Annotated in this window: 21 protein-coding genes and 9 pseudogenes; 28 read left to right on the plus strand and 2 right to left on the minus strand. The window is 33.1% G+C overall.

The features are described from left to right. The first annotated feature begins 139 nt into the window (after positions 1-139). The 5 genes from JCM7501_RS07355 to JCM7501_RS16225 all read left to right on the plus strand — a co-directional run bounded on the left by JCM7501_RS07355 (position 140) and on the right by JCM7501_RS16225 (position 2524). Positions 140-451: a hypothetical protein gene (locus JCM7501_RS07355; RefSeq protein ID WP_162199504.1), complete on the plus strand. Its 312-nt coding sequence runs from the start codon at positions 140-142 to the stop codon at positions 449-451. Then, entirely contained in the window at positions 424-897 is a 474-nt protein-coding gene (locus tag JCM7501_RS07360; RefSeq protein WP_054644838.1) for a hypothetical protein, read from the plus strand. Before JCM7501_RS07355 ends, JCM7501_RS07360 begins: the two co-directional genes overlap by 28 nt. A 90-nt stretch (positions 898-987) precedes the next feature. Next, positions 988-1545, plus strand: coding sequence for a hypothetical protein (locus JCM7501_RS07365; RefSeq protein WP_028992037.1), 558 nt, complete (start codon positions 988-990; stop codon positions 1543-1545). A 444-nt stretch (positions 1546-1989) separates the two neighbouring features. Beyond that, positions 1990-2253: a nuclease-related domain-containing protein gene (locus JCM7501_RS16220; protein WP_256201284.1), complete on the plus strand. Its 264-nt coding sequence runs from the start codon at positions 1990-1992 to the stop codon at positions 2251-2253. Next, positions 2234-2524, plus strand: coding sequence for a hypothetical protein (locus JCM7501_RS16225; protein ID WP_256201271.1), 291 nt, complete (start codon positions 2234-2236; stop codon positions 2522-2524). Before JCM7501_RS16220 ends, JCM7501_RS16225 begins: the two co-directional genes overlap by 20 nt. A gap of 328 nt (positions 2525-2852) precedes the next feature. Here the strand turns inward: JCM7501_RS16225 and JCM7501_RS12665 are convergent, their stop codons facing one another. Next, entirely contained in the window at positions 2853-3023 is a 171-nt protein-coding gene (locus JCM7501_RS12665; protein WP_256201272.1) for an ATP-binding protein, read from the minus strand. Positions 3024-3639: 616 nt separating this feature from the next. Between JCM7501_RS12665 and JCM7501_RS07375 the strand changes: the two are divergent. Beyond that, a pseudogene (locus JCM7501_RS07375) lies at positions 3640-3951 on the plus strand (DUF1648 domain-containing protein); the annotation flags it as partial. A 147-nt stretch (positions 3952-4098) separates the two neighbouring features. Here JCM7501_RS07375 and JCM7501_RS07380 read toward each other — a convergent pair. Continuing rightward, on the minus strand, positions 4099-4386 hold the full coding sequence (locus JCM7501_RS07380) for a hypothetical protein (RefSeq protein WP_028992038.1): 288 nt from the start codon (positions 4384-4386) through the stop codon (positions 4099-4101). A 366-nt stretch (positions 4387-4752) separates the two neighbouring features. Between JCM7501_RS07380 and JCM7501_RS12670 the strand changes: the two are divergent. The 22 genes and pseudogenes from JCM7501_RS12670 to JCM7501_RS07460 all read left to right on the plus strand — a co-directional run. Continuing rightward, a pseudogene (locus JCM7501_RS12670) lies at positions 4753-4944 on the plus strand (MerR family DNA-binding transcriptional regulator); the annotation flags it as partial. Beyond that, positions 4937-5482: pseudogene (locus tag JCM7501_RS07385) on the plus strand (IS200/IS605 family accessory protein TnpB-related protein); the annotation flags it as partial. The pseudogenes JCM7501_RS12670 and JCM7501_RS07385, both read left to right, overlap by 8 nt. After that, positions 5482-5610 (plus strand): annotated as a pseudogene (locus JCM7501_RS14720) (Rpn family recombination-promoting nuclease/putative transposase); the annotation flags it as partial. The pseudogenes JCM7501_RS07385 and JCM7501_RS14720, both read left to right, overlap by 1 nt. Before the next feature lie 347 nt (positions 5611-5957). Beyond that, positions 5958-6215: an ATP cone domain-containing protein gene (locus tag JCM7501_RS07390; protein WP_028992039.1), complete on the plus strand. Its 258-nt coding sequence runs from the start codon at positions 5958-5960 to the stop codon at positions 6213-6215. 219 nt (positions 6216-6434) lie between these two features. Beyond that, on the plus strand, positions 6435-6599 hold the full coding sequence (locus JCM7501_RS13095; RefSeq protein ID WP_154653783.1) for a hypothetical protein: 165 nt from the start codon (positions 6435-6437) through the stop codon (positions 6597-6599). A 49-nt stretch (positions 6600-6648) separates the two neighbouring features. After that, positions 6649-7190: pseudogene (yfcE, locus tag JCM7501_RS07395) on the plus strand (phosphodiesterase). Between the two features lie 49 nt (positions 7191-7239). Next, positions 7240-7596, plus strand: coding sequence for a DUF952 domain-containing protein (locus JCM7501_RS07400; protein WP_012994783.1), 357 nt, complete (start codon positions 7240-7242; stop codon positions 7594-7596). A gap of 114 nt (positions 7597-7710) precedes the next feature. Next, positions 7711-8973, plus strand: coding sequence for an Nramp family divalent metal transporter (locus JCM7501_RS07405; protein ID WP_028992041.1), 1263 nt, complete (start codon positions 7711-7713; stop codon positions 8971-8973). Positions 8974-9032: 59 nt separating this feature from the next. After that, a pseudogene (locus tag JCM7501_RS15890) lies at positions 9033-9412 on the plus strand (nucleotidyltransferase family protein). 95 nt (positions 9413-9507) lie between these two features. After that, positions 9508-9681: pseudogene (locus JCM7501_RS15895) on the plus strand (type II toxin-antitoxin system HicB family antitoxin); the annotation flags it as partial. Positions 9682-9705: 24 nt separating this feature from the next. Further along, complete coding sequence (locus JCM7501_RS12675; RefSeq protein WP_256201285.1) at positions 9706-9801, plus strand: type II toxin-antitoxin system HicA family toxin; 96 nt, start codon at positions 9706-9708, stop codon at positions 9799-9801. A 29-nt stretch (positions 9802-9830) separates the two neighbouring features. Then, positions 9831-10181, plus strand: a complete 351-nt coding sequence (locus JCM7501_RS07420; protein ID WP_013150021.1) for a phenylpyruvate tautomerase MIF-related protein — start codon at positions 9831-9833, stop codon at positions 10179-10181. A 170-nt stretch (positions 10182-10351) separates the two neighbouring features. Then, complete coding sequence (locus JCM7501_RS07425; protein WP_028992042.1) at positions 10352-11839, plus strand: TIGR02677 family protein; 1488 nt, start codon at positions 10352-10354, stop codon at positions 11837-11839. Between the two features lie 10 nt (positions 11840-11849). Continuing rightward, entirely contained in the window at positions 11850-13001 is a 1152-nt protein-coding gene (locus JCM7501_RS07430) for a TIGR02678 family protein (protein ID WP_028992043.1), read from the plus strand. Further along, positions 12994-17157, plus strand: a pseudogene (locus JCM7501_RS07435) (TIGR02680 family protein). Before JCM7501_RS07430 ends, JCM7501_RS07435 begins: the two are co-directional and overlap by 8 nt. After that, complete coding sequence (locus JCM7501_RS07440) at positions 17150-18445, plus strand: TIGR02679 family protein (RefSeq protein WP_028992045.1); 1296 nt, start codon at positions 17150-17152, stop codon at positions 18443-18445. The pseudogene JCM7501_RS07435 and the gene JCM7501_RS07440 overlap by 8 nt, the downstream one beginning before the upstream one ends. A gap of 51 nt (positions 18446-18496) precedes the next feature. Next, positions 18497-18796: pseudogene (gene mntA, locus JCM7501_RS07445) on the plus strand (type VII toxin-antitoxin system MntA family adenylyltransferase antitoxin); the annotation flags it as partial. A 22-nt stretch (positions 18797-18818) separates the two neighbouring features. After that, entirely contained in the window at positions 18819-19661 is an 843-nt protein-coding gene (gene cmr1, locus JCM7501_RS14730) for a type III-B CRISPR module RAMP protein Cmr1 (protein WP_256201273.1), read from the plus strand. 68 nt (positions 19662-19729) lie between these two features. Then, positions 19730-20149: a nucleotidyltransferase family protein gene (locus JCM7501_RS14735; protein WP_256201274.1), complete on the plus strand. Its 420-nt coding sequence runs from the start codon at positions 19730-19732 to the stop codon at positions 20147-20149. A 68-nt stretch (positions 20150-20217) separates the two neighbouring features. After that, a complete protein-coding gene (locus JCM7501_RS14740; RefSeq protein ID WP_256201275.1) occupies positions 20218-20364 on the plus strand; it encodes a nucleotidyltransferase substrate binding protein in 147 nt (48 codons plus the stop codon). A 22-nt stretch (positions 20365-20386) separates the two neighbouring features. After that, positions 20387-20533, plus strand: a complete 147-nt coding sequence (locus JCM7501_RS14745; protein WP_256201276.1) for a nucleotidyltransferase substrate binding protein — start codon at positions 20387-20389, stop codon at positions 20531-20533. Between the two features lie 81 nt (positions 20534-20614). Then, positions 20615-22090: a TIGR02710 family CRISPR-associated CARF protein gene (locus tag JCM7501_RS07460; RefSeq protein ID WP_028992047.1), complete on the plus strand. Its 1476-nt coding sequence runs from the start codon at positions 20615-20617 to the stop codon at positions 22088-22090. The last annotated feature ends 77 nt before the right edge of the window (positions 22091-22167 follow it).

Genomic DNA, 22167 nt, shown 5'->3' on the forward strand with positions numbered 1-22167 from the left:
AGAGACAATGATGCAGTTGAATATGTGGGGTAAACCTTTTATTAAAAAAAGGGAATATTTTGTATATCATGATGAAAGTATTCCTAATAAACAATAGTTGTTAATTGGGTTACTTTTTGTTCCAAAAGAAAAAAAGAATATGTTGCTTGACGAATTAACATATTATCGAGAAAAAGAAGACTATAAAGGTGAAATACACTTTTCAGCTTTGCCCAAAAAATTTAAAGGGAAGTTTGAAGCAAAAGCAAGGGTAGCACGTGCCTGGATGGAAGCCTACGAGAACGTTTTACACGAAATGGCATATTTTAGCGCTCTAGCAGTTTATCGAGCAGTCTTGCTTTTGAACATCATCGTTTTAGCAAAGAGTTTCACGAATATAATCGTTTTACAGCAATGGTACTTAAAGCAGGAATTGCATGGCATTTGGTACCGAAAAATTATGATTTTGTAACTATTACGTTTTTTCCTGATGCGAAAGAGCGGAGTACCTGGCCAGAGGTTGGTTGTAAAGATAATTTTGAGGAATATATACTTTATAGAGCAGAACTAGACTCTTATCTTAGTAGATGTGCAGGAAAAGTATATCCTAGAGTATTTATACAAAACATTAAATTGGTTGATTCTGCTAAAGAAGACTTGATCCAATTAACTGACCTTTTGCTAGGTACTGTACAATCAGCTTTGGTTGCAGGTTCTAGACAAGAAACAAAAATAACACTCGGAGAAATGCTGTTGAAGTGGCAAAAGGATCTAGAAAATCCACCGTTGAAACAGAATTATAAATTACATCGTAAATTAAATATATGGGCTTTTCCTGACGAGAATGGACAACCTTTTATTCCGAAAGATTTTGCATTGGAGAAAATTTTAAATGAAAATCAAATTAGCTTGTTTTAGTTAAGATTATTTTGGAAACGATGAATTCAAAAACATTTATTTATGAATTGTTTTTGCAGATTAAGACTGGTTGGAGGTTAATTAAACAATATGGAAAGAACAATAAAAGAATTTCTTGATATTGTTCATGAAGAAATTAAAGATATTATAGACATAAGTGTTCAAGATAATCCTAGTTACCATACGATAAGGAAAGTAAGTGTTAAATTACGTTTTTTGCTGCTAGAAGGAAATTTACAGAAAGCATGGAAAATAGTTGGTTTTCAAAAAGAACCTCAAATTTTAGTGCATCCTCTTCTTGCCGGGAAGGCAGGTCATTTAAAAGATGGAGTGATATTTATAGGAGGGGGAGCTCGTATTAGTGGAATACAAATTATGGAGATTCATATTCATCATAGGGCTTTAAGTGATGAGGAAATCAAAGCTAATTATGAGAGAGAAAAGGCGATTATTAATACTCCTCCTGTACCTATTGGGCTTCGGGCTTTTTTAGATGGTACGCCATTAAAAATAGGTAACCATGAACCCATGACTAGGAGACAAATTATCAAATATATTGTCAATAAACTTGGTGGTGTTCATTTTGATGAAAAAGATAGAGACCAAAATGTAGAGTCACTTAGAGAACAAATTAGAATATTGGGGTAGGATCCAATTTACTTTGAAGTACTAACATATGTTCAGCAGATTGCTGAGTCGCCTGATGTAAAACGATTATTAGAAAAAATAGAAGAATTACTAGCTGGCTGTTAATTTTTAAGAGTAATAAAAATACAAGAATTTTGCTTCTCAAGAAAGGTAAAAGTAGAGATGTAAAAATAGAAGAAATAAAAGAGCGTAATTTAAAGAAATTTAAGGAATAATTTTGTTAATTTAATAAAATAAGATTTCATAAAATTACCAAAATATAAAAAGGGGAGAAAAATGTTTGCCCGTTTTATCGAACAGGATAAAGAAATAAAAAAACTTTTTTATCAAAAAATCAAAGAAAAAGAAGAAAGAGAAAAACAAAAGCATTTAGATAAAATTAGCGAATGACTATTTGGATGGCTTTTAGAGCCTATTGCGGATGTTGCTTATACATGGAGGCGTATTTCCGAAAAAGAACAGGGAAGTAGTGGTGAAAATTCAGTAGGATGGGCATTACATCTATGGCTTCCAGGTAGTGCAGTTATTATAAATGATCTTGTTTTAGAAGTAGAACATGACGAATTTATACAAATTGACCATCTTGTGTTAAATACGAACGGAATTTTTGTATTAGAGATAAAATCATGGGATGGGGCTTTTTTAGGGGCAAAAGATAAATGGCGTATGAAACAAGGAAATAAGTGGGTTGAAGTTCAGAGCTACTAAACAAAACGAAAGACATGTCAAACTGTTTAAAAAGTGGCTAGAAGAAAATTTGCCTGATTTACATGAGAGAGTTAAAGATCATATATATCCAATTGTAATATTTAAACGGGCTAAATGGGTAAAAACCAAAGATTGCAGCATGCCTGTTGTTATTGGAGGAATGGAGGCTGTTGGAGAAATTAGAAAAGTAAAAGGGGGAAATATATCTGAAGAGGATATTAATTTGATTATTGAAGCTGTAAAAAAATGCCAAACCGTTAGATCATGGTGAATGGAAAAAGAAGCATAGTAGAGAAAAAGAAAGAGGTGGAGAAAGATACCAAGTTACAACAGGTAATACTTCAAATGGTAAAATGTATGTAAGAATTGTTGGTACAAAGGAAGATGCTCAAAAAGTTGCAGAGGAGTACAAAAACCAAAATTATACAATAAGCGAAATAAGGCAGGATAAAAAATACAAAAATGTGTTGTTTTTTTATTATTCTTAAAGCTTGAAAAATAGTAAAGATGTTAGGTGAAGCTAAGTAGTTAAATGTTTATTATTAAGGAATTGTCAAATATGTCAATAGCGGATTAGAATTGACCCATTTTTAACGGTTTTAAATTGACCTACCCCCGTTTTTTAATTTAAGCTTTGCCATGGCTACCGTAATATAAAGACCAGCCTTTAACCTATCCTTTAAACGATAGTTATTACCTCTTATATTGACTATCTGAACATGGTGCAGCAATCTCTCCAAAACCGCAGTTGTAAGAATCGGATCCCTCATTAGTTTACCTTATTCCTCAAATCCTTTGCTGGTTGTAAGTATAAAGAGGCAAAGGTTTTAAGTTTTCACTCTTTAATATGTAAATCTGTCAATTAGTAGAGTTAAAATTTGAACTGCTCTTAGGATGGGTTTTCTTTAGGGGGTTCTCTCTGCTCTGAGATACTTTCTTATTGTGTTTTGAGAATGCCATATTTCTCGTGAAATTGCATGAATATTCTTGCCTTTTACTATGAGTTTATGTATCATGATGATAGACCTGTTACCTAGTGTTTTTTATCTCCCTCCGATAAGTGACAGTTATTGCTGTTGCTACTTTTTGCCTTATTCATAAAAGATCATAGTGATGTATGATAGTCCATTTTCTGAATATGATCCATTTGTAAAAATACGTGAAGACGACAAGAAAGTATTTAGAATGCTCGTAGAAAAAATACTTGATTCAATATAATACCTAACTAAAATGAATTGACAAAAATTAGATTAAATTAATTAATTGAATAGTTAATGAGAAGGAAGTCTTTTGTACCAAGCGGAAAAGCTATTAAGACCTTTGCAATAGATTTATTTACAGAAGAATAGGGTTGTCATACAAGATGAAGGGAGTATTTAATGTAGTATGGATGAAAACTACAATGTCAAATACGAAATAAAAAAGGATTGGTGGTTAATTGGCATTATCATATTAATATGGATTTTTACATTTGCCATTTTTGAACGTTTACCGGCTAAAATTCCAATGCATTGGAATATTTATGGCCAAGTAGATAGGTTTGGATCAAAAATTGAGATATTTATTTTGCCTGTCATTATTGCAATAATATACCTTATGATGCTGTTTATACCGCTTATTGACCCTAAAAGAGCTAATTACGGCAAATTTGCTGGAGCGTATAGACTGATAAGAGCAGTTGTAGTAATTATTTTGTCAGCAGAAAAACACTGTTAAAAATTTATGCACCCAAATAGCTTATATCCGGTATACGATTCTTTTTTATAGGGGCTGTAGCATTTTTTAAATAGCCAATATATTATAACAAATTATTTTTAATTAATTTTTGTTGTATTTAGTGGAATACTATTTAGGAATTACCGTAGAAGAGGGGGAACCTGCTAATTCATGGTGTGGAGAGTGCACAACAGTTATACTATTCATTATTATCTCTATCTCTTCCTCATTATCTTTTATCTTTTTTCTAAGCTCAACTCTTGGGACTACTACTGTTACTTCATGTGGAATATTGATATTTGTCTTTCTCTCTACACTTATATTAAGACCATAAAGGCTCAGTGTTATTTTATCGATGCCCTCACTTTTATTTTTCCAAATACCTTTTATGATGTTTGCTAATTTACCAAAACACATTATAGATATCCCCCTATATACATATTATGCATCAATATATATATGTGCTTCACATAGGGGTCAAGTCTAAATTTTTGTAAAAATTTCTCTGGATAAAAGTAGGTAAAACTTTACGCTTGGCAAAATACGGATTTTACTTTGTATTGAAGGAACTGAAAGAGAGAATTTTTATTTTTAATAAGATATGTCGGAATATTTTTGATATTCATATTGGCTTTTAGAGGACAGAATGATAAAATTTTATTAGCTTTAATGAGAAGAGTATGGGAGGTCAAAACAGTTGGAATTAGTAGTAAAAAATGATATTATTTTAATTGGGTGAGATGAATGTTATTAACTATAAAAAAGGTTAAATAGCTATATGATATAAGCAGAATTACATTAATAAACTGGGAAAAGGAAGGATTAATAACCCCAGTTAGAACAGCAAAAGGAAGAAGAAGGTACAAAAAAGATATAGAGAAGTTATTAGGCATGCTGGAAGAAAAACCGAAACCCAAAGTAGTTTTATATGCAAGAGTATCCACAAAGAAACAAGAGGAATATCTTAAGAATCGTAGATGACGCAATAATGAAAGCAAGAGGTGTATTAGAATCATCCAAAGAATTAAGGAGTAATCCAAAGAAAGTCATCTTTGGAGGAAGAGACTTATTTGGAAAACTTCAAAAGCGCCATATAAATGGGAAAGAATATCAAAAGCTAAAAACAAAGTGGCAAGAGAAAAGAAAAGGAAATCTCTACTCAAGAGGGGATAAAAGCAAAAAAGGAAATCTCAACACAAGAATAGAAGTAAAAGAAAATGGCACTTTCTTAAGGATAAATGTAGGAGAAAGAAAATATGTATATGCCAGAATACAAGCAGGATATAAAAAGAATAAAAGAAGAGAAGAACTCCTTCAGGAAATCGCCGAATCAAACATGCCTTACTCTGTAGAATTAAAACTCAAAAATGGCAATATATACGCCTATTTTGCTGTGGAAGAAGAATATCCGGAAGTAAAAATAACAAAAGAAAAAGGAGTCATAGGAATAGACATAAACGCATATCCAGACAACATATCATGGGTAGAAGCAGATGAAAAAGGCAATCTAATAGTTTTGGAAATGTTCCGGAAGAATATGTAAAGAAAATAGAAGGTGCAAACAGAGAAACATTGATGGCTATTGTTGATAATATATTTGAGATAAATAAAATAGAGGATTTAGAAAGGTTTGTGAAATAAAGGTACTAGATTAGTACCTTTATTTTTGTCGATATATTGATATAATTTTGCAAACAGAATTATTCCTGTTTTTATTTTTGCCGAGTAATGTCGAAATATTTTTAATGTTTATGTTGCTTTTTGAGGGATGAAATGGTAAAATAGAAATGGATAAAAACATATTTTTGATTTTAAAGAAGAATTGTAACAGTTCTGCATAAGGAGGAGAATTTTTCGACGGTAGGTAAAGGTACTTGAGGACTTTTACTGACCTCTGCTATAGAAAATATTGTTATATCTAAGATTATTTTGATATAAACCTTTATATGAGCTTATATTTATATAACGAACAAAAAGGAGAGGGGACTATGAAGGTTATAAAAAGGGATGGTAGATTACAAGAGTTTGATTTGGACAAAATTATGAGAAGTATTGGGGCTGCATCAGATGATGCTGGAAAACCTTTAAATACATCAGATTTACATAATATAGCAAGGGATATAGAAAAAAGCATTAAAAAACTTGGAAAAGAACAAATTTCTTTTGATGAGATTAGGACAATTGTTATAGATACGCTTGAAAAAAATGGATTTAAAGATGTTGCAAAGGCATATATGAATTTTTAATGTTTTATAGTGCTTGTAAGATAAGTGGGGCTATTTTTTATATTTTAAAAATCTTTTACGAAAATTTTAAATATAAAATGCTCAATTTTTATTGTTGTTAGGATATGTATAACCCTGGCTCTTTTGCCAGGGAACTTTTATATAATTTATTCTTTTTTTTAGTTTTGCCTAAATATATCGGAATATTTTTAATTTTTGTATTGGATTTTAGGTAACAGAATGGTAAAATTAAAAAGAGAAAAAAGTGGAATTAATCTGAAAACATGGGGGGTGAGTAAAAGCCATCCTAAATATGTAGACTTTATAGTATGGGGAACAATAGGGGGATATAGGGATTTTGATATTGAGATGATAAATAGAGAATTAAAAACACTGTGGCCTTAGAGGGGACAAATTTTGGGTAAGATATCAAAAGCATTGGAGGTGATATTTTATGAAAATTGGTGTTATAAGTGATACTCATGGAGATTATAAGTCATGGATAAAAGCATGGAATTTTTTAAAAGATTCGGACATTATTTTACATGCAGGAGATGTATTATATCATGGACCACGTAATCCAATTCCCGAGGATATGACCCTAAAAAACTTGCTGAGGCGATAAATGCTTGTCCTGTTCCTCTTTTGATTGCGGAAGGGAATTGTGATGCTTATGTTGACCAAATGATGCTTGAGGTGCCTATACAAACACCCTATGTCTTTGCTTTCATTGAAGGGAAGAGATTTATGATTAATCATGGTCACAGTATTTCTGACGAAGATATACATAAGTTGATTATGAAGTATAAATTGGATTATTTTATAATGGGACATACACACATTCCTTTAATAAAGAAGATTGAAAATTGTGTGGTGATTAATCCGGGTTCTACATCTCTTAGCAAAAGGGAAGATAAGATTAATTCAGTAGGGTTTATTGAAGTTGAAAGTGGAAGTGTTCATATAATTGATTTGGAAACTGGAGTAGTTATATAAAATTTTTCCTTTTTTAGATAATAATATTAAGAATGGGGGATGAAGTATCATGATAATTTTGCATATTGCAAAACGCAAAGACTGGGAAGATGGCTTAGAAAAAGGCGAATATAGTCCTAGAAGTTTATCTTTCGAAGGTTTTATACACTGTTCCACAGCTGAACAAATAATAAATATAGCAAATGCTAATTTTAAAAACGAAAAAGGACTGGTTTTATTATGCATTGATTCGTCCAAAGTTAAAGCTGAAATTCATTTTGAGAAAGGTGGGCGTGAATATTACCCGCACATCTATGGACCACTTAATCTTGATGCAGTTGTAAAAACGTGTGAGTTCGAGCCTGGTTTGGATGGTAATTTTTCTCTTCCAGCAGGCGTAGAAGAACTTGTTAGATTATTCAAATAACGTAATTGTATTAAAAATGAAAATCACATAGAGAAATTACTGTACCTGTTACTCAATTTGTGCCTCTTGCAGTTGTAAAAGGTGCAGATTAAAATTTTAAGATGAGGTGAACAAATGATTACAAAAGTCAAAAATTTATTTAAAGGTAATCATCGCCCTAAACTTATGGCTTTAGATTTTATTAAATACATAGGACCCGGATTACTGGTTACTGTTGGTTTTATTGACCCGGGAAATTGGGCTTCTAATGTTGCTGCAGGGTCATCCTATGGTTACAAGCTCTTATGGATGGTAACTTTATCGACCATTATGCTTATTATACTTCAGCACAATGCTGCGCATCTGGGAATTGCTACTGGATACTGCATGTCTGAAGCTGCAACTAAATATTTAAAGCCTTTTACTTCGAGGTTAGTTCTTGTCTCAGCTGTCTTTGCAGCTATTTTGACAGCGATGGCGGAAATTTTAGGAGCTTCTATAGCTCTTCAAATGCTTTTTAATATTCCTATAAAAATAGGGAGTTTGATTACTCTTGTTTTTGTTTCATTGATGCTTTATACAAACTCCTACAAAAAGTTAGAAAAATGGATTATAGGTTTTGTATCTCTTATTGGCATTTCTTTTATATTTGAGCTTTCGCTAGTTGATGTGAAATGGGCAGAGGTAGCTTCAAGCTGGGTGAAACCAGAATTTCCAGGAGGTTCTATGCCTATAATTATGAGTGTACTTGGTGCTGTTGTTATGCCCCACAATTTGTTTTTGCACTCGGAGATAATACAAAGCAGGCAGTGGAATTTAGAAGATGAAAAAGTTATTGTAAAACAGCTTAATTATGAGTATTTTGATACTATCTTTTCTATGATAATAGGGTGGGGAATAAACAGTGCTATGATTATTGTTGCAGCATCGGCTTTTTTTACCAATAATGTAACTGTAACGGAGCTTAATCAGGCACAGCAGATGTTAAAACCTCTTTTGGGAAATGCATCAGCAGTGGTTTTTGCTTTGGCTCTTCTTTTTGCAGGAATTTCTTCGTCTATTACAGCTGGTATGGCAGGAGGAAGTATTTTTGCGGGGATATATGGAGAACCTTATGATATACACGATGCACATACAAAAGTTGGTGTAGGAATTACATATATTTTTGCAGTGCTAATAATATTCTTTGTAAAAAGCCCCTTTCAAGGACTGGTTTATTCGCAGATGTTTTTAAGTGTACAGCTTCCCATTACAATTTTTTTGCTCATTTATTTGACTTCTTCAAAGAAGATAATGGGAAAGTTTGCAAATACATTGCTTTATAAGGTATTGTTGTGGACTATAGGAATAATAGTGACGGTTTTAAATGTGATGCTTCTTATGAGTTTTGTTGGATGATTGATATAAATGCTATAAAATGGTGGAATATATGTAAAGAATTTTGTGGGGTGAGGAAGATGAGTATTACTGATGAAGAGAAAAAAGAAAATACGTGAAAATTGGCGGTTAAAGAGTGAAAAAGAGAAAGAAATGCTAGAAATACGAAAAAAGGATGCATTAGATAAAGCGCATAAGATTGCTAAATTTTTAAAAGAAAAATATAATGTGAGTAAAGTTGTCTTGTATGGATCACTGGCAAGGGGATTTGATTTTTGGGAATTTTCGGATATTGATATTTTTGTAGATGATTGGGATGATGATAAGTTTAACTACTGGACAATGTTTGTTGAGATAGAGAGGATTGCAAGGCCTTATAAAGTGAGTATAGTTACACAACGGGATGTTACGGGGGGCTTTGTTAAAGGAAATAGAGAAAGAGGGGAGGGAAATAGGGTAGTGGATGTGGGTAAGGTAAATAATACTAATTGTGTTAAAATAATAATTTGGTGGGGTGATAGTATGAAAGTTAAGTTTACTGTAGTTATTCAAAAAGAAGAAAATTGGTATGTAGCAAAGTGTATTGAAAACAGTGTTGCATCTCAGGGGAAAACTATAGAGGAGGCCTTAGATAATCTAAAAGAAGCGTTAGAGTTGTATTATGAAAATGGAGAGCTTGACCTGGAAGAAAAGCCGCTATTTATAACAACAGTGGAGGTAGCAATATAATGGGATCGAAATATCCAGTTAGTTATTGTACCGTTCCATTATGAGATAGCCAAAGGAACGTTAAAAAGTATTCTCGAACAGGCAGGAATATCATTAGAGGAATTTAAAAAACATTTATGATGGTTTATTATTGGAAAGGAGTGAGATTTATGCCAATTGTAAATTTAATTACAAAAGAAAAAATTGTGCCAGAAAATAAGGAAGTTTTAAAGAAAGAATTTGCCGATGTGATGTATGAAGTTGCAGGGAAAAGTGAAAATTGGCTTATGGTAAGATTTACTGAAGAAGAGGATATATTTTTCCATGGACAACCTCTTGAAGAGGGTGGCATTGTAGAGATAAAGCTTGTTGGCAAACTTCAAAGGGGACAAAAGGAAGAAATATCAAAAAGGATTTGTGATGTTCTAAATAAGGTTTTGGGTTATAGAAAAGACAACATTTATATAGTTATCCAAGAGGTAGAAGGACAGAATTGGGGTTATAATGGAGTTACTTTTTAAGAATGGAATCTTAAAAGTGAAAATGATGTGAAGATTTTTTGAATCCTTATTATTTCCATAAATTTGGGAAGTGATAAGGATTTTTGTTTTAAAGAGTCAAAAAATAAATTGAAATGATGGAGTATTAAGTTTACAATATATTATGAAATATAGATGCAAGGTGAAGTGTTATGGAAGATAAACTTGATTTGAATGTGATAAAACCGATTGAAGAGGTAAAGTATTTGTCTGCGGAAAATGCTTCGCGATATCGCCTCATCATGAGGTATTTTTATGAACAGTACCAGAAATTTAAGTATTGGCTGTACAAAGAGGATGTATATGAGTATGTAAGTCAATTTGATGTGTTTTCCGACTATACAATGGAAAAATGTGAGCAGGATTTAAAAGCACTTACTGAATGGAAAAACCTTATTGCGACACAAGATACCAGTAAAGCTTCTACGATTGACGAATTTAAAAACAAAAAATTCAGGTATCAATTAAGTCCATATTCTATTGAGATAGAGAGAATGACTATAAGGCTGGAAAGCATCGTCGGTTATGGTGGGTCACTACAGCCGTCTTTATTTGAAAGGATTTACCGCAATTTAATAAAGATAAATGAAATGGCGAAAAAAGAGGATTTACAGGAAATAAACAGATGGTGGGAAGACCTCAATACCGACTTTGAAAATATAAATCACAATGCGACAGATTACATTGCAAGTCTTCAAAGCTCTAACGCTGATGAACTTATGAAGTCAGAACAGTTTATCATTTACAAAGACAAACTTATAGAATATTTAAGAGATTTTATAAAAGACCTTCAGAGATTTTCTGTTGCCATAGAGAGCTTTTTGAAAAAGGTGAGTCCGGAGGTTGTCAATTCCGTTGTAGATAAGTTATGCCAATATGAAATGAGTATCCCAAGAATTGACAGGGTTTTAAATGAAGAGAAAGTAAAAGAAGATTTGATGGATAAGTGGAATAACATATCTTTTTGGTTTACAGGTCATAATTTTGAAGACAGCGAGGCAGTAAGGCTTCTTAATATATCAAACGAAATAATCAGAAAAATAACAATGTATGCGGCGAGAATAGCAGAAAACAGGATGAAAGCTGCCAGTAGAAAGAATGAATATATTGCTCTTTCTAAAATGTTTGCAAAAGCAGGTAGTATTAAAGAAGCACACCTTTTGTCTGCGGCGGTTTTCGGTTGCTTTTACACAAGGCACATAAAGGGTGATTTTGAAAGAAAGACAGAAAGTGTAAACCAGAGTGTATGGGAAGAACCGCCCTTTAAAGTGATTATAAAGCCAAAAACAAGGAGCTACGGTAATTATGTTAAGACAAATGCGATTATTGATAGAAGTGCTGACAAGACGGAGATGCTGATGGAGTATCTCAATCAGAAAAATATAGAAGATGAAATAATAGCAAGTTGCATTGTTGGCAATAGAATAAGGATAAAGGATTTACCTGTTGTAAAACCTTTTGTGAGGGCAACGATACTTAAATGGATAGGAAAAGCGATGGCAAGAAATGGCTTTACAGGAAAAACAGAAGATGGAAGAACATACAGGCTTCATATACCAAAGAATGGAGAGAGAGCAATACTAAAATGCACGGATGGTAATCTTGATATGCCTGATATTGTAATTGAATTTGTGGATTGAAGGTGAAAATATGGAAGAACTTCAGATGCTTCTTGAAAATTTTTGGATATTGAGAGACGATAGGGAAAATTTCAACAAAATAAGAGATGCTGAGAATAAAATAAAACCTTTTGTTGAAGAGAAGTTAGGATATAGATTGATTATAAACCCATATATTATTAAGTTAGAAAAAGTGCCGTCAGATGTTGAAGAGTGGATGGGGATAGATGCATTTCAAATGCCTATGGATTATGCATTTTTGTGTTTGCTCTTAGCTTTTTTGGAGGATAAAGGACCTGAAGACCAGTTTGTACTGTCTAATATAACGGAATACATAGAGGCGCAGTATGATGGACCTGATAAAGTAGATTGGACGCTTTTTCAGCACAGAAAGTCACTTGTGCGGGTGCTCAATTTTGCTGTAGATATTGGCATAATTAAAATAGATGATGGTGACCACGAGAGGTTTTCAGAAAGTGAAGATACTGAGGTTCTTTACGAAAATACAGGTATTTCAAGGTATTTTTTGAGGTCTTTTAACAGAGAAATTACTGAAGACATGAAGATTGAGGATTTTTTGCAGGAGGATTTAAATCTTTCAAACTCCAAAGATGCGGTTATACAGAGAAGACACAGGGTGTACCGAAAACTTATTCTTTCACCTGCTGTGTATAGTGAAGGACCTGATGACCAAGACTTCATGTATATAAAAAATTACAGAAACACCATAGCGAAAGATTTAGAGGAGTATCTTGATGCAAAACTTCACCTCCACAAAACTTCTGCTTTTGTCCTCTTTAATGACAACAAATATTTAATGTCCTATTTTCCCGACAAAAACAAAAACATATCTGATATAATGCTGCAGGTAAGTAAAATTATAAGGGAAATGATTGAAGAGGGAAAACTCGCATATAATCCTGATGATACTATAGATATAACTGAAGCAGAATTTATAAATATTATTTTGAAAGTAAAAGAAAGATTTAGTGATGGTTGGTATAAGTCTTACAGAGAGATGAGTGAAAAGCAGCTTATAGAAGAGGTCATTGAAAACATGGAAAGCTTTAAGATGATAAAAAGAGTTGAGGAATTGCATTCTATTAAAATATTGCCTATGGCGGCAAAGTTAATTGGGGAATATCCTCCAGATTTTGAAAAAGGAGAAGATGCAGATGAGTGAAAAATTAGCCGAAAGATGGATGATTAACAGGATTGGGCTTCTTAATTTTTGGTATTATGATGATGAAATATTTGAGTTTGCAGACGGAAGGCTTCTTTTAAGAGGTGCTAATGGTTCTGGAAAGTCAGTGACAATGCAGAGTTTCATACCTTTAGTATTAGATGGCAACAAAAGTCCTGAAAGACTTGATCCCTTTGGCTCAAAGGCGAGGAAGCTTGAGGACTATCTTCTTGGGGAAGAAGAGGTAAGTGGGCTTGATGAAAGAACTGGCTATCTTTTCATGGAATTTAAAAAAGAAAAAAAAGACAGCTACATTACAATAGGCATGGGACTAAAGGCGAAAAGGCATCAAAATATGGACTTTTGGGGCTTTGTAATACTTGACGGCAGGCGTATAGGTATCGACTTCTTTTTATACAAAATGGAAATAGGCGATGACGGCAAAAGAGTAAAAGTCCCACTTACCAAAAAAGAACTTAAAAATAGAATAGGTGAAGGCGGAGAAGTAGTTGAAAGCCAAAAAGAGTACATGGAAATGGTCAATAAATACATTTTTGGCTTTAGTTCTATTGAGGAATACGACGAGCTCATAAAACTGCTGATACAGCTTAGAAGTCCAAAGCTTTCCAAAGACTTCAGGCCTACTGTGATATATGAAATTATGAAGCTTCACTGCCTTCACTCACAGATGATGATTTGAGGCCTCTCTCAGAAACCATAGAAAACATGGACCAGATTAAGATGCACCTTGATGTTCTTTACAGGAATATGGCTGCAGTAAAAAAGCTTAAAAACGAGTACGACAACTACAACAAATACATTCTTTATGAAAAGGCTGGGGATTTAGTAAAGGCATACAGCGATTTATACGCATCAAAAAAAGAATACGATAATTTAACTAAAGATATTGAAAATTACAGAAGTACAATAGCAAACTTAGGAAATGACATCATTTCTCTTGAAAGTGAAAGAGAAGCTTTAAAGAAAAAGGAAGAACAGCTTTCAAGTGGTGATGCTAAAAGAACCCAAAAAGAATTATTAGAAGAAGAGGATCGATATAAGCAGTATTTGGAGGATAAGTCTAAAAAAGAAGAAGAACTCCGTAATAAACAAGATAAATATTATGGTTTAGAAAGAAAGATAAAAAACATTGAGGAACAAAAATACAAACTGGAGAAAGAACTACAAGATAGATTAGAGGATATATCTTCAATTGCACAGGATATAGATTTCATGGAACATGAGTTTTCTGTAAGTGAACTTAAAAAAGTGTATGGAAAAGAATTTGATTTTACTTATTGGAAAAATGAATTAAAAAAGCATAAAGATAAAATAAAGCGTGCAATGAGTGCATTGAGAGAAGAAATAGAAGCAAATAAAAGGTATGATGCCGCACTTAAAGAGCAGGAAAGGCTTAAAAAAGAAAGAGAAGGAAGGGCTAAAAAGCTTAATGAGGCAGAAAGGCTTTTTGACGAACAAAAAAGAGAATACGTTGAAAGAGTTTATAGTTGGTCACAGGGCAATGCAGAGCTTAAGCTTTTAAGTAGCCAATTGGAAGGCTTAAGCCGTGTCATACTGGCGTATGGAGAGGATAAAGGATTTGACGATATTTTGGCTTTTGTGAGAAAACCCTATGAGGAAATACTAAATGGAATTCAGCAAGAAATTTTAAGATTAGAAAATCAAAGAGAGGTAAAAGAAAATCAGCTTCATGAGAAAGAAAAGTTATTGGAGGAATGGAAAAACAAAAAAGACCCTGAGCCTGAAAGAGATGAACAAGTCATAAACAACAGAAAAAGGCTTAAAGAAGCTGGAATTCCTTACATTCCTCTTTACATGGCGATTGATTTTAAAGAGGATGTGGATGAAGAGACAAGGGGCAATATAGAAGCTGCGATAGAAGACATGGGTCTTTTGGACGCTCTTATCGTGCCAAAAGAATATTTTGAAAAAGCTCTTCAAATGGACAGCAATATGGCGGATAAATATGTTATGCCTGGAAGCTTTAATATGATGTTAAATGTATCTCAGTATTTTAGAGTAGTTGACAATGAAGAAGGAGTCTCACCAGAAGATATTTCAGATGCTTTAAGCAATATATTTGTATCAGAAGAAGGCGGGACAACTTATATCGATTCAAATGGCGCATATGGAATAGGAGTAATAAAAGGGAAAGCACGGGATAAAGTTAAATCAAAGTACATCGGGAGTGAGTCTAGAAAGCGCTACAGAGAAGAGCTTATTAAATCTATACAAGAAGAAATACAGGCTATAAAAGCTGAAATATCTGCAATCGATGAGGAAATAAATGCAAAAAAATTAAGGATACAGAGGCTGGATTACGAATATTCGGCATTTCCCGGGAAAGAAGATATTGAAGAAGCATATAGATATTTAAAAACGGCAAAGGCTGATTACGAATACACCTCTCATAAACTGGATGAACAGCTTTTCACAGTTAAAAACTGTTTTGAGGACCTTCAGAAAAAGAAAGCTGTTGTAAGAGAATTGACATCTGGCATAAACATACATCCAGATATTGATACCTATTCTTCTGCCTATGAATATGCGGAAGAATACGCTTCAGGGCTTAATGAAGTAGAAATACTATACAATAAATATGTTTTGCAAATTTCAAACGAAGAAATGTTATTGCAGCAAAAACAAGATTTAGAATACGATATTGATAACTTAAAGTACGAAATAGACGTACTGGAAAACAAAATACAGAGTTCTGTTAAGAAAATTGAGATGCTAAAAGAGACATTAAAAGAACTTGGACTTGAAGAAATTGAAAAAGAACTGGAGATTTGCCTAAAAAGGCTGGAGGAGATACCTAAAGAGATTACAAGTAAATCAGCCGAAAAAGCAAAACTTGAGGAGAGGCTACAGAGAAGCTTAAAAGACCTTTTAAACATTGAAGAAGAGATTAATCTTAAAGAGAAAATTTACAATATTGTTGAAGAGGGTTTAAAAAAGGAATTAGCACTTGGCTTTGTCAAGCAAGACGTTGAAATGGAGGATATGTTAAAATTAAGCAAAAGCATTCTTTCTGAATACAAAGGCTTTTTTGACAAAGCGGGCTTTGACAGAGAAAAGTTTACAGAGAGACTTCAAAATGTGTATTTTGAAACTCGCAACGAACTTCTAGAATATGGGCTTTCAATTGGCAATATCTTTGACGAAGCTTGTGAGGGAGACAATGAAAGAATAAAAGAGGCAAAGAATAAGCAGAGAAGGCTCAATATTACGGCAAATATAAATGGTAAAATTGTGTCTTTATATACGCTTTATTCTAATATTGAAGAAGATATAATGGCGAATGAAAGCTTTTAAGAGAGACTGATAAGATTCTTTTTGAAGAGATTATAATGCACAATGTGGGAATTAAGATAAGAGCAAAGATTTTTAAAGCAGAAGAATGGGTAAAGAAAATGAATAAACTCATGTCTGAAAGGGATACTTCCAGCGGACTTAAATTCTCTATTGAGTGGAGAAGCATTCCTGCTTCTAATGAAGAAGAACTTGACACAAAAGAGCTTGTGGATATTTTAAAATCTGATGCTGATATGCTGAAAAAGGAAGTCTTCGATAAAGTTGTAAATCATTTTAGGTCAAAAGTAGAAAGAGCCAGGAGGGCAATGGAGGAAAAAAACAATACAGAAACTTTTCACAAGATTATGAAAGAAATATTAGATTACAGAGATTGGTTTGAATTTAAGCTTTACTACAGAAAAGAAGGGGAAAGCCGCAAGGAGCTTACTGATAATGCTTTTAATAAGTTGAGCGGCGGAGAAAAAGCGATGGCCATGTATATACCTTTGTTTTCCGCGGTTTATTCAAGATATGAGGGAGCATCGCCGACTGCACCTCGCATAATATCTCTAGATGAAGCATTTGCAGGAGTTGATGACACAAACATAAGGATATGTTTAAACTGATTGAGGATCTGAGGTTTAATTATATAATGAATTCGCAGGTTTTGTGGGGAGATTATGATACTGTTCCCAAGCTTTCAATTTATGAACTTGTAAGGCCAAAAAATGCAAAGGCTGTATTGGTCATGAAGTATTTGTGGGATGGAAAAGTAAAGCATCTTATACTTCCTGAAAAAGAGGAGGTTGCTGCTACAAAAGTGGGTGCTATAAATGAATAAAGAAGAACTTAAATATTTTAAAGAAAAAAAGGGATACAAGAGGATTTTTGAAGGTATACGGGAAAAGTACAGAAGTTTAGGACGGCTTGGAGGCGTTGTAAAGCTTGATAATCTTACGGAAGATGAAAAAGAAGTACTTACAAACCATTTTAAAAAAGACTATAGGACAAAAAAATCTGCATCCATTGATGTAGCAAAGTTTGAAGAGTCGCTAAAAAATACGCGATTTGAGGAGTATACGCTAAAAGACATACTGGAATACTATTTTGGCGAAAAACTCACCAGCAAAAAAGAGGATATGGAAATATTGGCAAAAGAAAGAGAAGAGTTCTTTAAAGAGCTCTTCTCTAAATACCAGGAATGTAAGTGCATTGATTGGCTAAAAAGTTTGTATGAAGGAACCGCTGTAGGGGTAAGGGCAGTAAATCAGAGGTATTTAAATGATAAGGACGGATTAAAAAAAGATATAATGTACGTATGCGATGCCATAAACAATTTGCCTGTTTATAAAGGAGAAAAGAAAAGACTGCCGGTGTTTTCTTCCCAGATTGCACGTAATCCTCACTATTTTGATTCAAATACAGAAGCGGGAAGTATGTTTATAAACGCTTTATGCACTTTAATGGGGCTTAATGAAGTGAAAGGAAGTGAAGAAATATCAGAACTTTATTACAACGTTGGTATTTTGATAGATGAAATATCCAATTATGTCACACTCTCAGGACTTTTGGCATATGAGGGCGATACGGAAAATCAAGTATTTAAGGCTGCTTATGAAAGCAATCAAGTCTTGCAAGTTCCTCTTTTAAATTTGAGCAAAATTGAGAGAATCGTAAGCCCTTCTAAGAAAGTGTATGTTGTAGAGAATCCTTCAGTTTTTACATCTTTAATAGATGCCACAAGCAAAGTATTTCCTGTTGTATGCACATATGGCCAGCCAAAACTTTCTTCTCTCCTGCTTTTAGATATGCTTTATAAAGAAGGGACAGAGATATATTACTCGGGAGATTTTGACCCAGAGGGGCTTATGATAGCAGATAGATTATACAAAAGGTATAAAGACAAGTTTCATTTTTTAAGGTACGATGTAGAAGATTATTTAAAATCTCTTTCAAATGAGGTCATAAATGATGTAAGGCTTAGTAAGCTAAATAAAATTGAATCACCTTTACTTTTTGATGTGGCAAATGAGATGAAAATAATAAAAAAAGCAGGGTATCAGGAGCTTATAATAGATGATATTATAAATGATATAAAATTGATTGAAGAAGGTAAGGGGGAGTGGTAAAATTAAGGTAATAAGTATGCCTTCTTAAAGAGGTGTCTTTAGTGGTTCAGAGTTGCGGTACTTTTAGGGAATGGATATGATCCTATGGACAAACTTGCTTTAATTGGCGATTTGGTTTCAATATTTAAAAGAAATGATATAGATTTGGTAGTATTAAATTCTGCAAATCCAGTGCTTAAGCATCAAGTAATAAAGCACGGCAAACTTATTTTTGAAGAAAATGAAGATGTAAAGGTGGAATTTGAGGTTAAAACTCTAAGAGAATATATGGACATGGAATATTTTAGAAAAGTGCAGATGGATGTTATTAAAGAATGGGTAAAAAGTGTTGTAGGTGATAATAGAATTTAAGGTACAAACGGGAGATATTTATATGAGGTCATTTCTAATTAGAAGTGTAAGAAAGAAGGGGATAGAAGTGTATAAGGCAAGATTAAAATGTGAAGTAATAACGCCTGTGTTTATGGCGGGGGCAGATGGAAGGACACCAGAATTAAGGCCTTCTGAGTTTAAGGGGATGATGCGCTTTTGGTGGAGAGCGGTAAAAGCAGAGGATGATATTGCTAAACTTAAAAAAGAAGAAAATGGAATTTTTGGTGGGACAGGAGAAGGAGAGGGAAAGAGCAAGGTAACAGTAAAAGTTTTCTGTGACAAAATTTTTTGGGAAAAGGCTTTACGAGTGAAAGAAGCAGGTATAAAATATCTTTTATATTCTACTATATTGCCAAATAGGGAGAGAGGATACATAAAAGAAGGCTCTACTTTTTATATTGAGATTAGTACCTTTGAAGAAAAGTATTTAAATCATGCTTTGGCTTCACTATGGTTTGCCATATATTTCGGAGGTTTTGGAACACGAAATAGAAGAGGAGGAGGCAATATCATAGTAACAGAGGTGGACGAGCACGTTTCTATTGATTTTATTCCTAAAGGGAAAAATTCTGATGAAGTGGCAGAATGGTTGGTAAAAAATTTCGAGATAGCGAAAAAGATTATCAATGGTTCAGACAAGACCTATTTTGCTTCAGAGTATAGCAATCTAAGTATCTCGCGGCTTATAATAAGTAACATTGGCTTTACTTCATGGAAAGATGCACTTAATGATATTGGGACTATATTTAAAAATTTCAGGGTAAGGACTGAGGGACAAGTATTTGAAAGCGCTGTTTTTGGTCTTCCTGTAAGGCATCGCAGTGTGGAACAGTTATTGGTGTAAAAATTGAGAAGAAGTCAAAAGAAAAATTCCAAAGAAGAACTTCTCCCATTATAATAAAGCTTATTAAGGTGGAAGGAAAGTATTATTGGAGTGTAATAAGGCTTGCTGGTCAGTTTTTACCAGAGGGTGCTGTGTTAAAATTTAATGATAAAACTCAAAAACCAGAGTATGCTCTTATTGAGGAGTTTTGGGCTCAATTGAAGGAGAGAGGGGAAGAAAAAATATTATCTATTCCCGATTCTATGAAAGAGATAGTAGACAAGATAAAGGAAAACATTGATCCCGAAAAGATATATTTGTATGGATCAAGAGCAAGAGGAGATTTTAATAAGAAGTCTGATATTGATATAGCAGTTGAGTCAGACAAAAGTGTGGAGGCCATGGATATGATTGGACCTTTTGACATTGTCAATCTGAAAAAAGTCAATAAAGAATTTAGAGAAAAGATATATAGAGAAGGAGTTTTACTTTATGAGAGAAAGGGTTGAGAAATTTTTAACGATTTTGCAAAAGCTTTTGAAAATCTTAAAAAGCGACGGAAGTAGCAAAGGATGACTTGGATATAGATGGAACTATTAAAAGATTTGAGCTTTGCTATGAGTTGGCTTGGAAGTTGATGAAAGAGTATCTTGCAGATTTAGGAATAATCGTAAAAAGCCCTCGTGAGGCCTTTAAACAGGCTTTTATTAACGAATCTTATTGAAAATGAGGAAGTTTGGCTAAAAATGATTGAGGATAGAAATTTACTTGTTCACACTTATACTCATGAGCAGTCAAGGGATATTTTTCAGCGAATAAAAGATGAACACGTCGCTGAATTGGGGGAATTTTACAAATCGATACAACAAAAAATTGAAAATGATGAATTCTAAAGGTGATTTTTGTAGAATAAAATGGTATAATTATGAATATAATAGCAAAATTGTTTTGTTCTTGCAAAAGGAGAGAGGGAGATGGAAAGCGAAGGGATATTGTCAAATAGTGAAATCGAAAAGAAAATAAAAGAAAAAGTAGAAATTTGGGAAACGAAACCAGCAAAAGAAGCAGAAGATTATTATTACCAGGAAATATTTCCTTTGGTAGTAAAAAAGTTTCATTTAGAAACTGATGTTTCCTTTAAAGAAAAATATGAAAATTTGATTTTGTCATTAGGATTTTCTTTTGAACCTCTCGTGCTTACAATTTCTTTTATTAAGCCCAAGCAAGTCTTGTTTTTATACACAAAAGACTCAAGAGAGAATCTTGACAAAGTAATCCAATGGGCGGGATTGCTTCCTTCCCAATACGTTGCCGAAGAGATTGAAAAAGACAATCCGGTAGAGATCTACCGAGTTTTAAAGAAAATTTATGTAGAAAAATGGAATAAACCCGATAAAACTGCCATTGATTTTACAGGTGGTACTAAAGCTATGTCTGCGGGGATGGCAATGGCAGGAGCCTATTTGAAAATCGATTTGATTTATGTTGCTAGTGAATACAATAATAAAATGCGAAAGCCATGGCCAGGTACAGAAAAGTTAAAGGTCGTAGAAGACCCTTATGAAGTTTTTGGGGACTTGGAAAAGGACAAAGCTATAGCACTTTTTAATAAAGGCGATTTTGCTTCAGCGTATAAAATTTTTTCTGAGTTAGAAGAAAGAGTTGCTTATAGAGATTATACTTTCTACAAAATGTTATCACAAATCTATTCTTGTTGGGATAACCTTTCTTTTAATGAAGCCATTGAGGGATTTGAAAAACTCTTTAAAATTTTAAAAAGTTGGAAACCAATTGATAAAGATATAATTGGCTATAAATATGAAGAAATATTGTACAAGCAGCATGAACTCATTAAACCACTAAAGGAGATTGACTTAAAAGATAAAAATAAGGAATGGGAGTACGTTACAAATAAGCATGTATATATACCTCTTCTTTTTTCAATTTATACTAATGCTTTAAGGCGAAGTTATGAAGGAAAATATGATGTGGCAATTCTACTATTGTATCGCATTTTAGAGCTAATCGCACAGGTCAGACTTGCAAGTTATGGTTTTTCTGTTTCTCTTCCAGATTATTCAAAATTGCCCGTTGGTGGAAATGAATTATTAGAAAAAATGAATGAAAATATTAAACCTTTTAGAAAGCGTTCCAAAAATTTTAAAAACTATTCCGAACTTCCACAAAGCAGTATTTCATTATTTGATGCTTATGTTTTATTAAAAGCTATTGAAGACAAATTGGTAGAAGATATAGAACTAGGTTTGATATATCGTAAAGTTAAACTGAGGAATAAATCAATTTTTGCTCATGGATTTGGCATTTTAATGGAGAAGGACTTTAATGATTTTCATGAAACAGTAAAAAAGATTCTTATTCGTTTTTGTGAAATAGAGAGAATAGAATTTGAAAAGGTATGTAAGGACTACAAATTTGTTTTATTAGAATGAATCAAATTTAAAGGAAAGGGTGGTTATATATGTTTAAAAAAGCTAAGCCATTTTTTATTTACACTGAAACTCCTACC

The sequence above is a fragment of the Thermoanaerobacter thermocopriae JCM 7501 genome (assembly GCF_001310975.1).
GTDB lineage: Bacteria > Bacillota > Thermoanaerobacteria > Thermoanaerobacterales > Thermoanaerobacteraceae > Thermoanaerobacter > Thermoanaerobacter thermocopriae.

Coding starts and splice junctions, on each gene's coding strand:
- JCM7501_RS07355 (WP_162199504.1), top strand. CDS start 140: ATGTTGCTTGACGAATTAACATATTATCGAGAAAAAGAAGACTATAAA.
- JCM7501_RS07365 (WP_028992037.1), top strand. CDS start 988: ATGGAAAGAACAATAAAAGAATTTCTTGATATTGTTCATGAAGAAATT.
- JCM7501_RS12665 (WP_256201272.1), bottom strand. CDS start 3,023: ATGAGGGATCCGATTCTTACAACTGCGGTTTTGGAGAGATTGCTGCAC.
- JCM7501_RS07380 (WP_028992038.1), bottom strand. CDS start 4,386: ATGTGTTTTGGTAAATTAGCAAACATCATAAAAGGTATTTGGAAAAAT.
- JCM7501_RS07390 (WP_028992039.1), top strand. CDS start 5,958: ATGAAGGTTATAAAAAGGGATGGTAGATTACAAGAGTTTGATTTGGAC.
- JCM7501_RS13095 (WP_154653783.1), top strand. CDS start 6,435: ATGGTAAAATTAAAAAGAGAAAAAAGTGGAATTAATCTGAAAACATGG.
- JCM7501_RS07400 (WP_012994783.1), top strand. CDS start 7,240: ATGATAATTTTGCATATTGCAAAACGCAAAGACTGGGAAGATGGCTTA.
- JCM7501_RS07405 (WP_028992041.1), top strand. CDS start 7,711: ATGATTACAAAAGTCAAAAATTTATTTAAAGGTAATCATCGCCCTAAA.
- JCM7501_RS07420 (WP_013150021.1), top strand. CDS start 9,831: ATGCCAATTGTAAATTTAATTACAAAAGAAAAAATTGTGCCAGAAAAT.
- JCM7501_RS07425 (WP_028992042.1), top strand. CDS start 10,352: ATGGAAGATAAACTTGATTTGAATGTGATAAAACCGATTGAAGAGGTA.
- JCM7501_RS07430 (WP_028992043.1), top strand. CDS start 11,850: ATGGAAGAACTTCAGATGCTTCTTGAAAATTTTTGGATATTGAGAGAC.
- JCM7501_RS07440 (WP_028992045.1), top strand. CDS start 17,150: ATGAATAAAGAAGAACTTAAATATTTTAAAGAAAAAAAGGGATACAAG.
- cmr1 (WP_256201273.1), top strand. CDS start 18,819: ATGAGGTCATTTCTAATTAGAAGTGTAAGAAAGAAGGGGATAGAAGTG.
- JCM7501_RS14745 (WP_256201276.1), top strand. CDS start 20,387: ATGATTGAGGATAGAAATTTACTTGTTCACACTTATACTCATGAGCAG.
- JCM7501_RS07460 (WP_028992047.1), top strand. CDS start 20,615: ATGGAAAGCGAAGGGATATTGTCAAATAGTGAAATCGAAAAGAAAATA.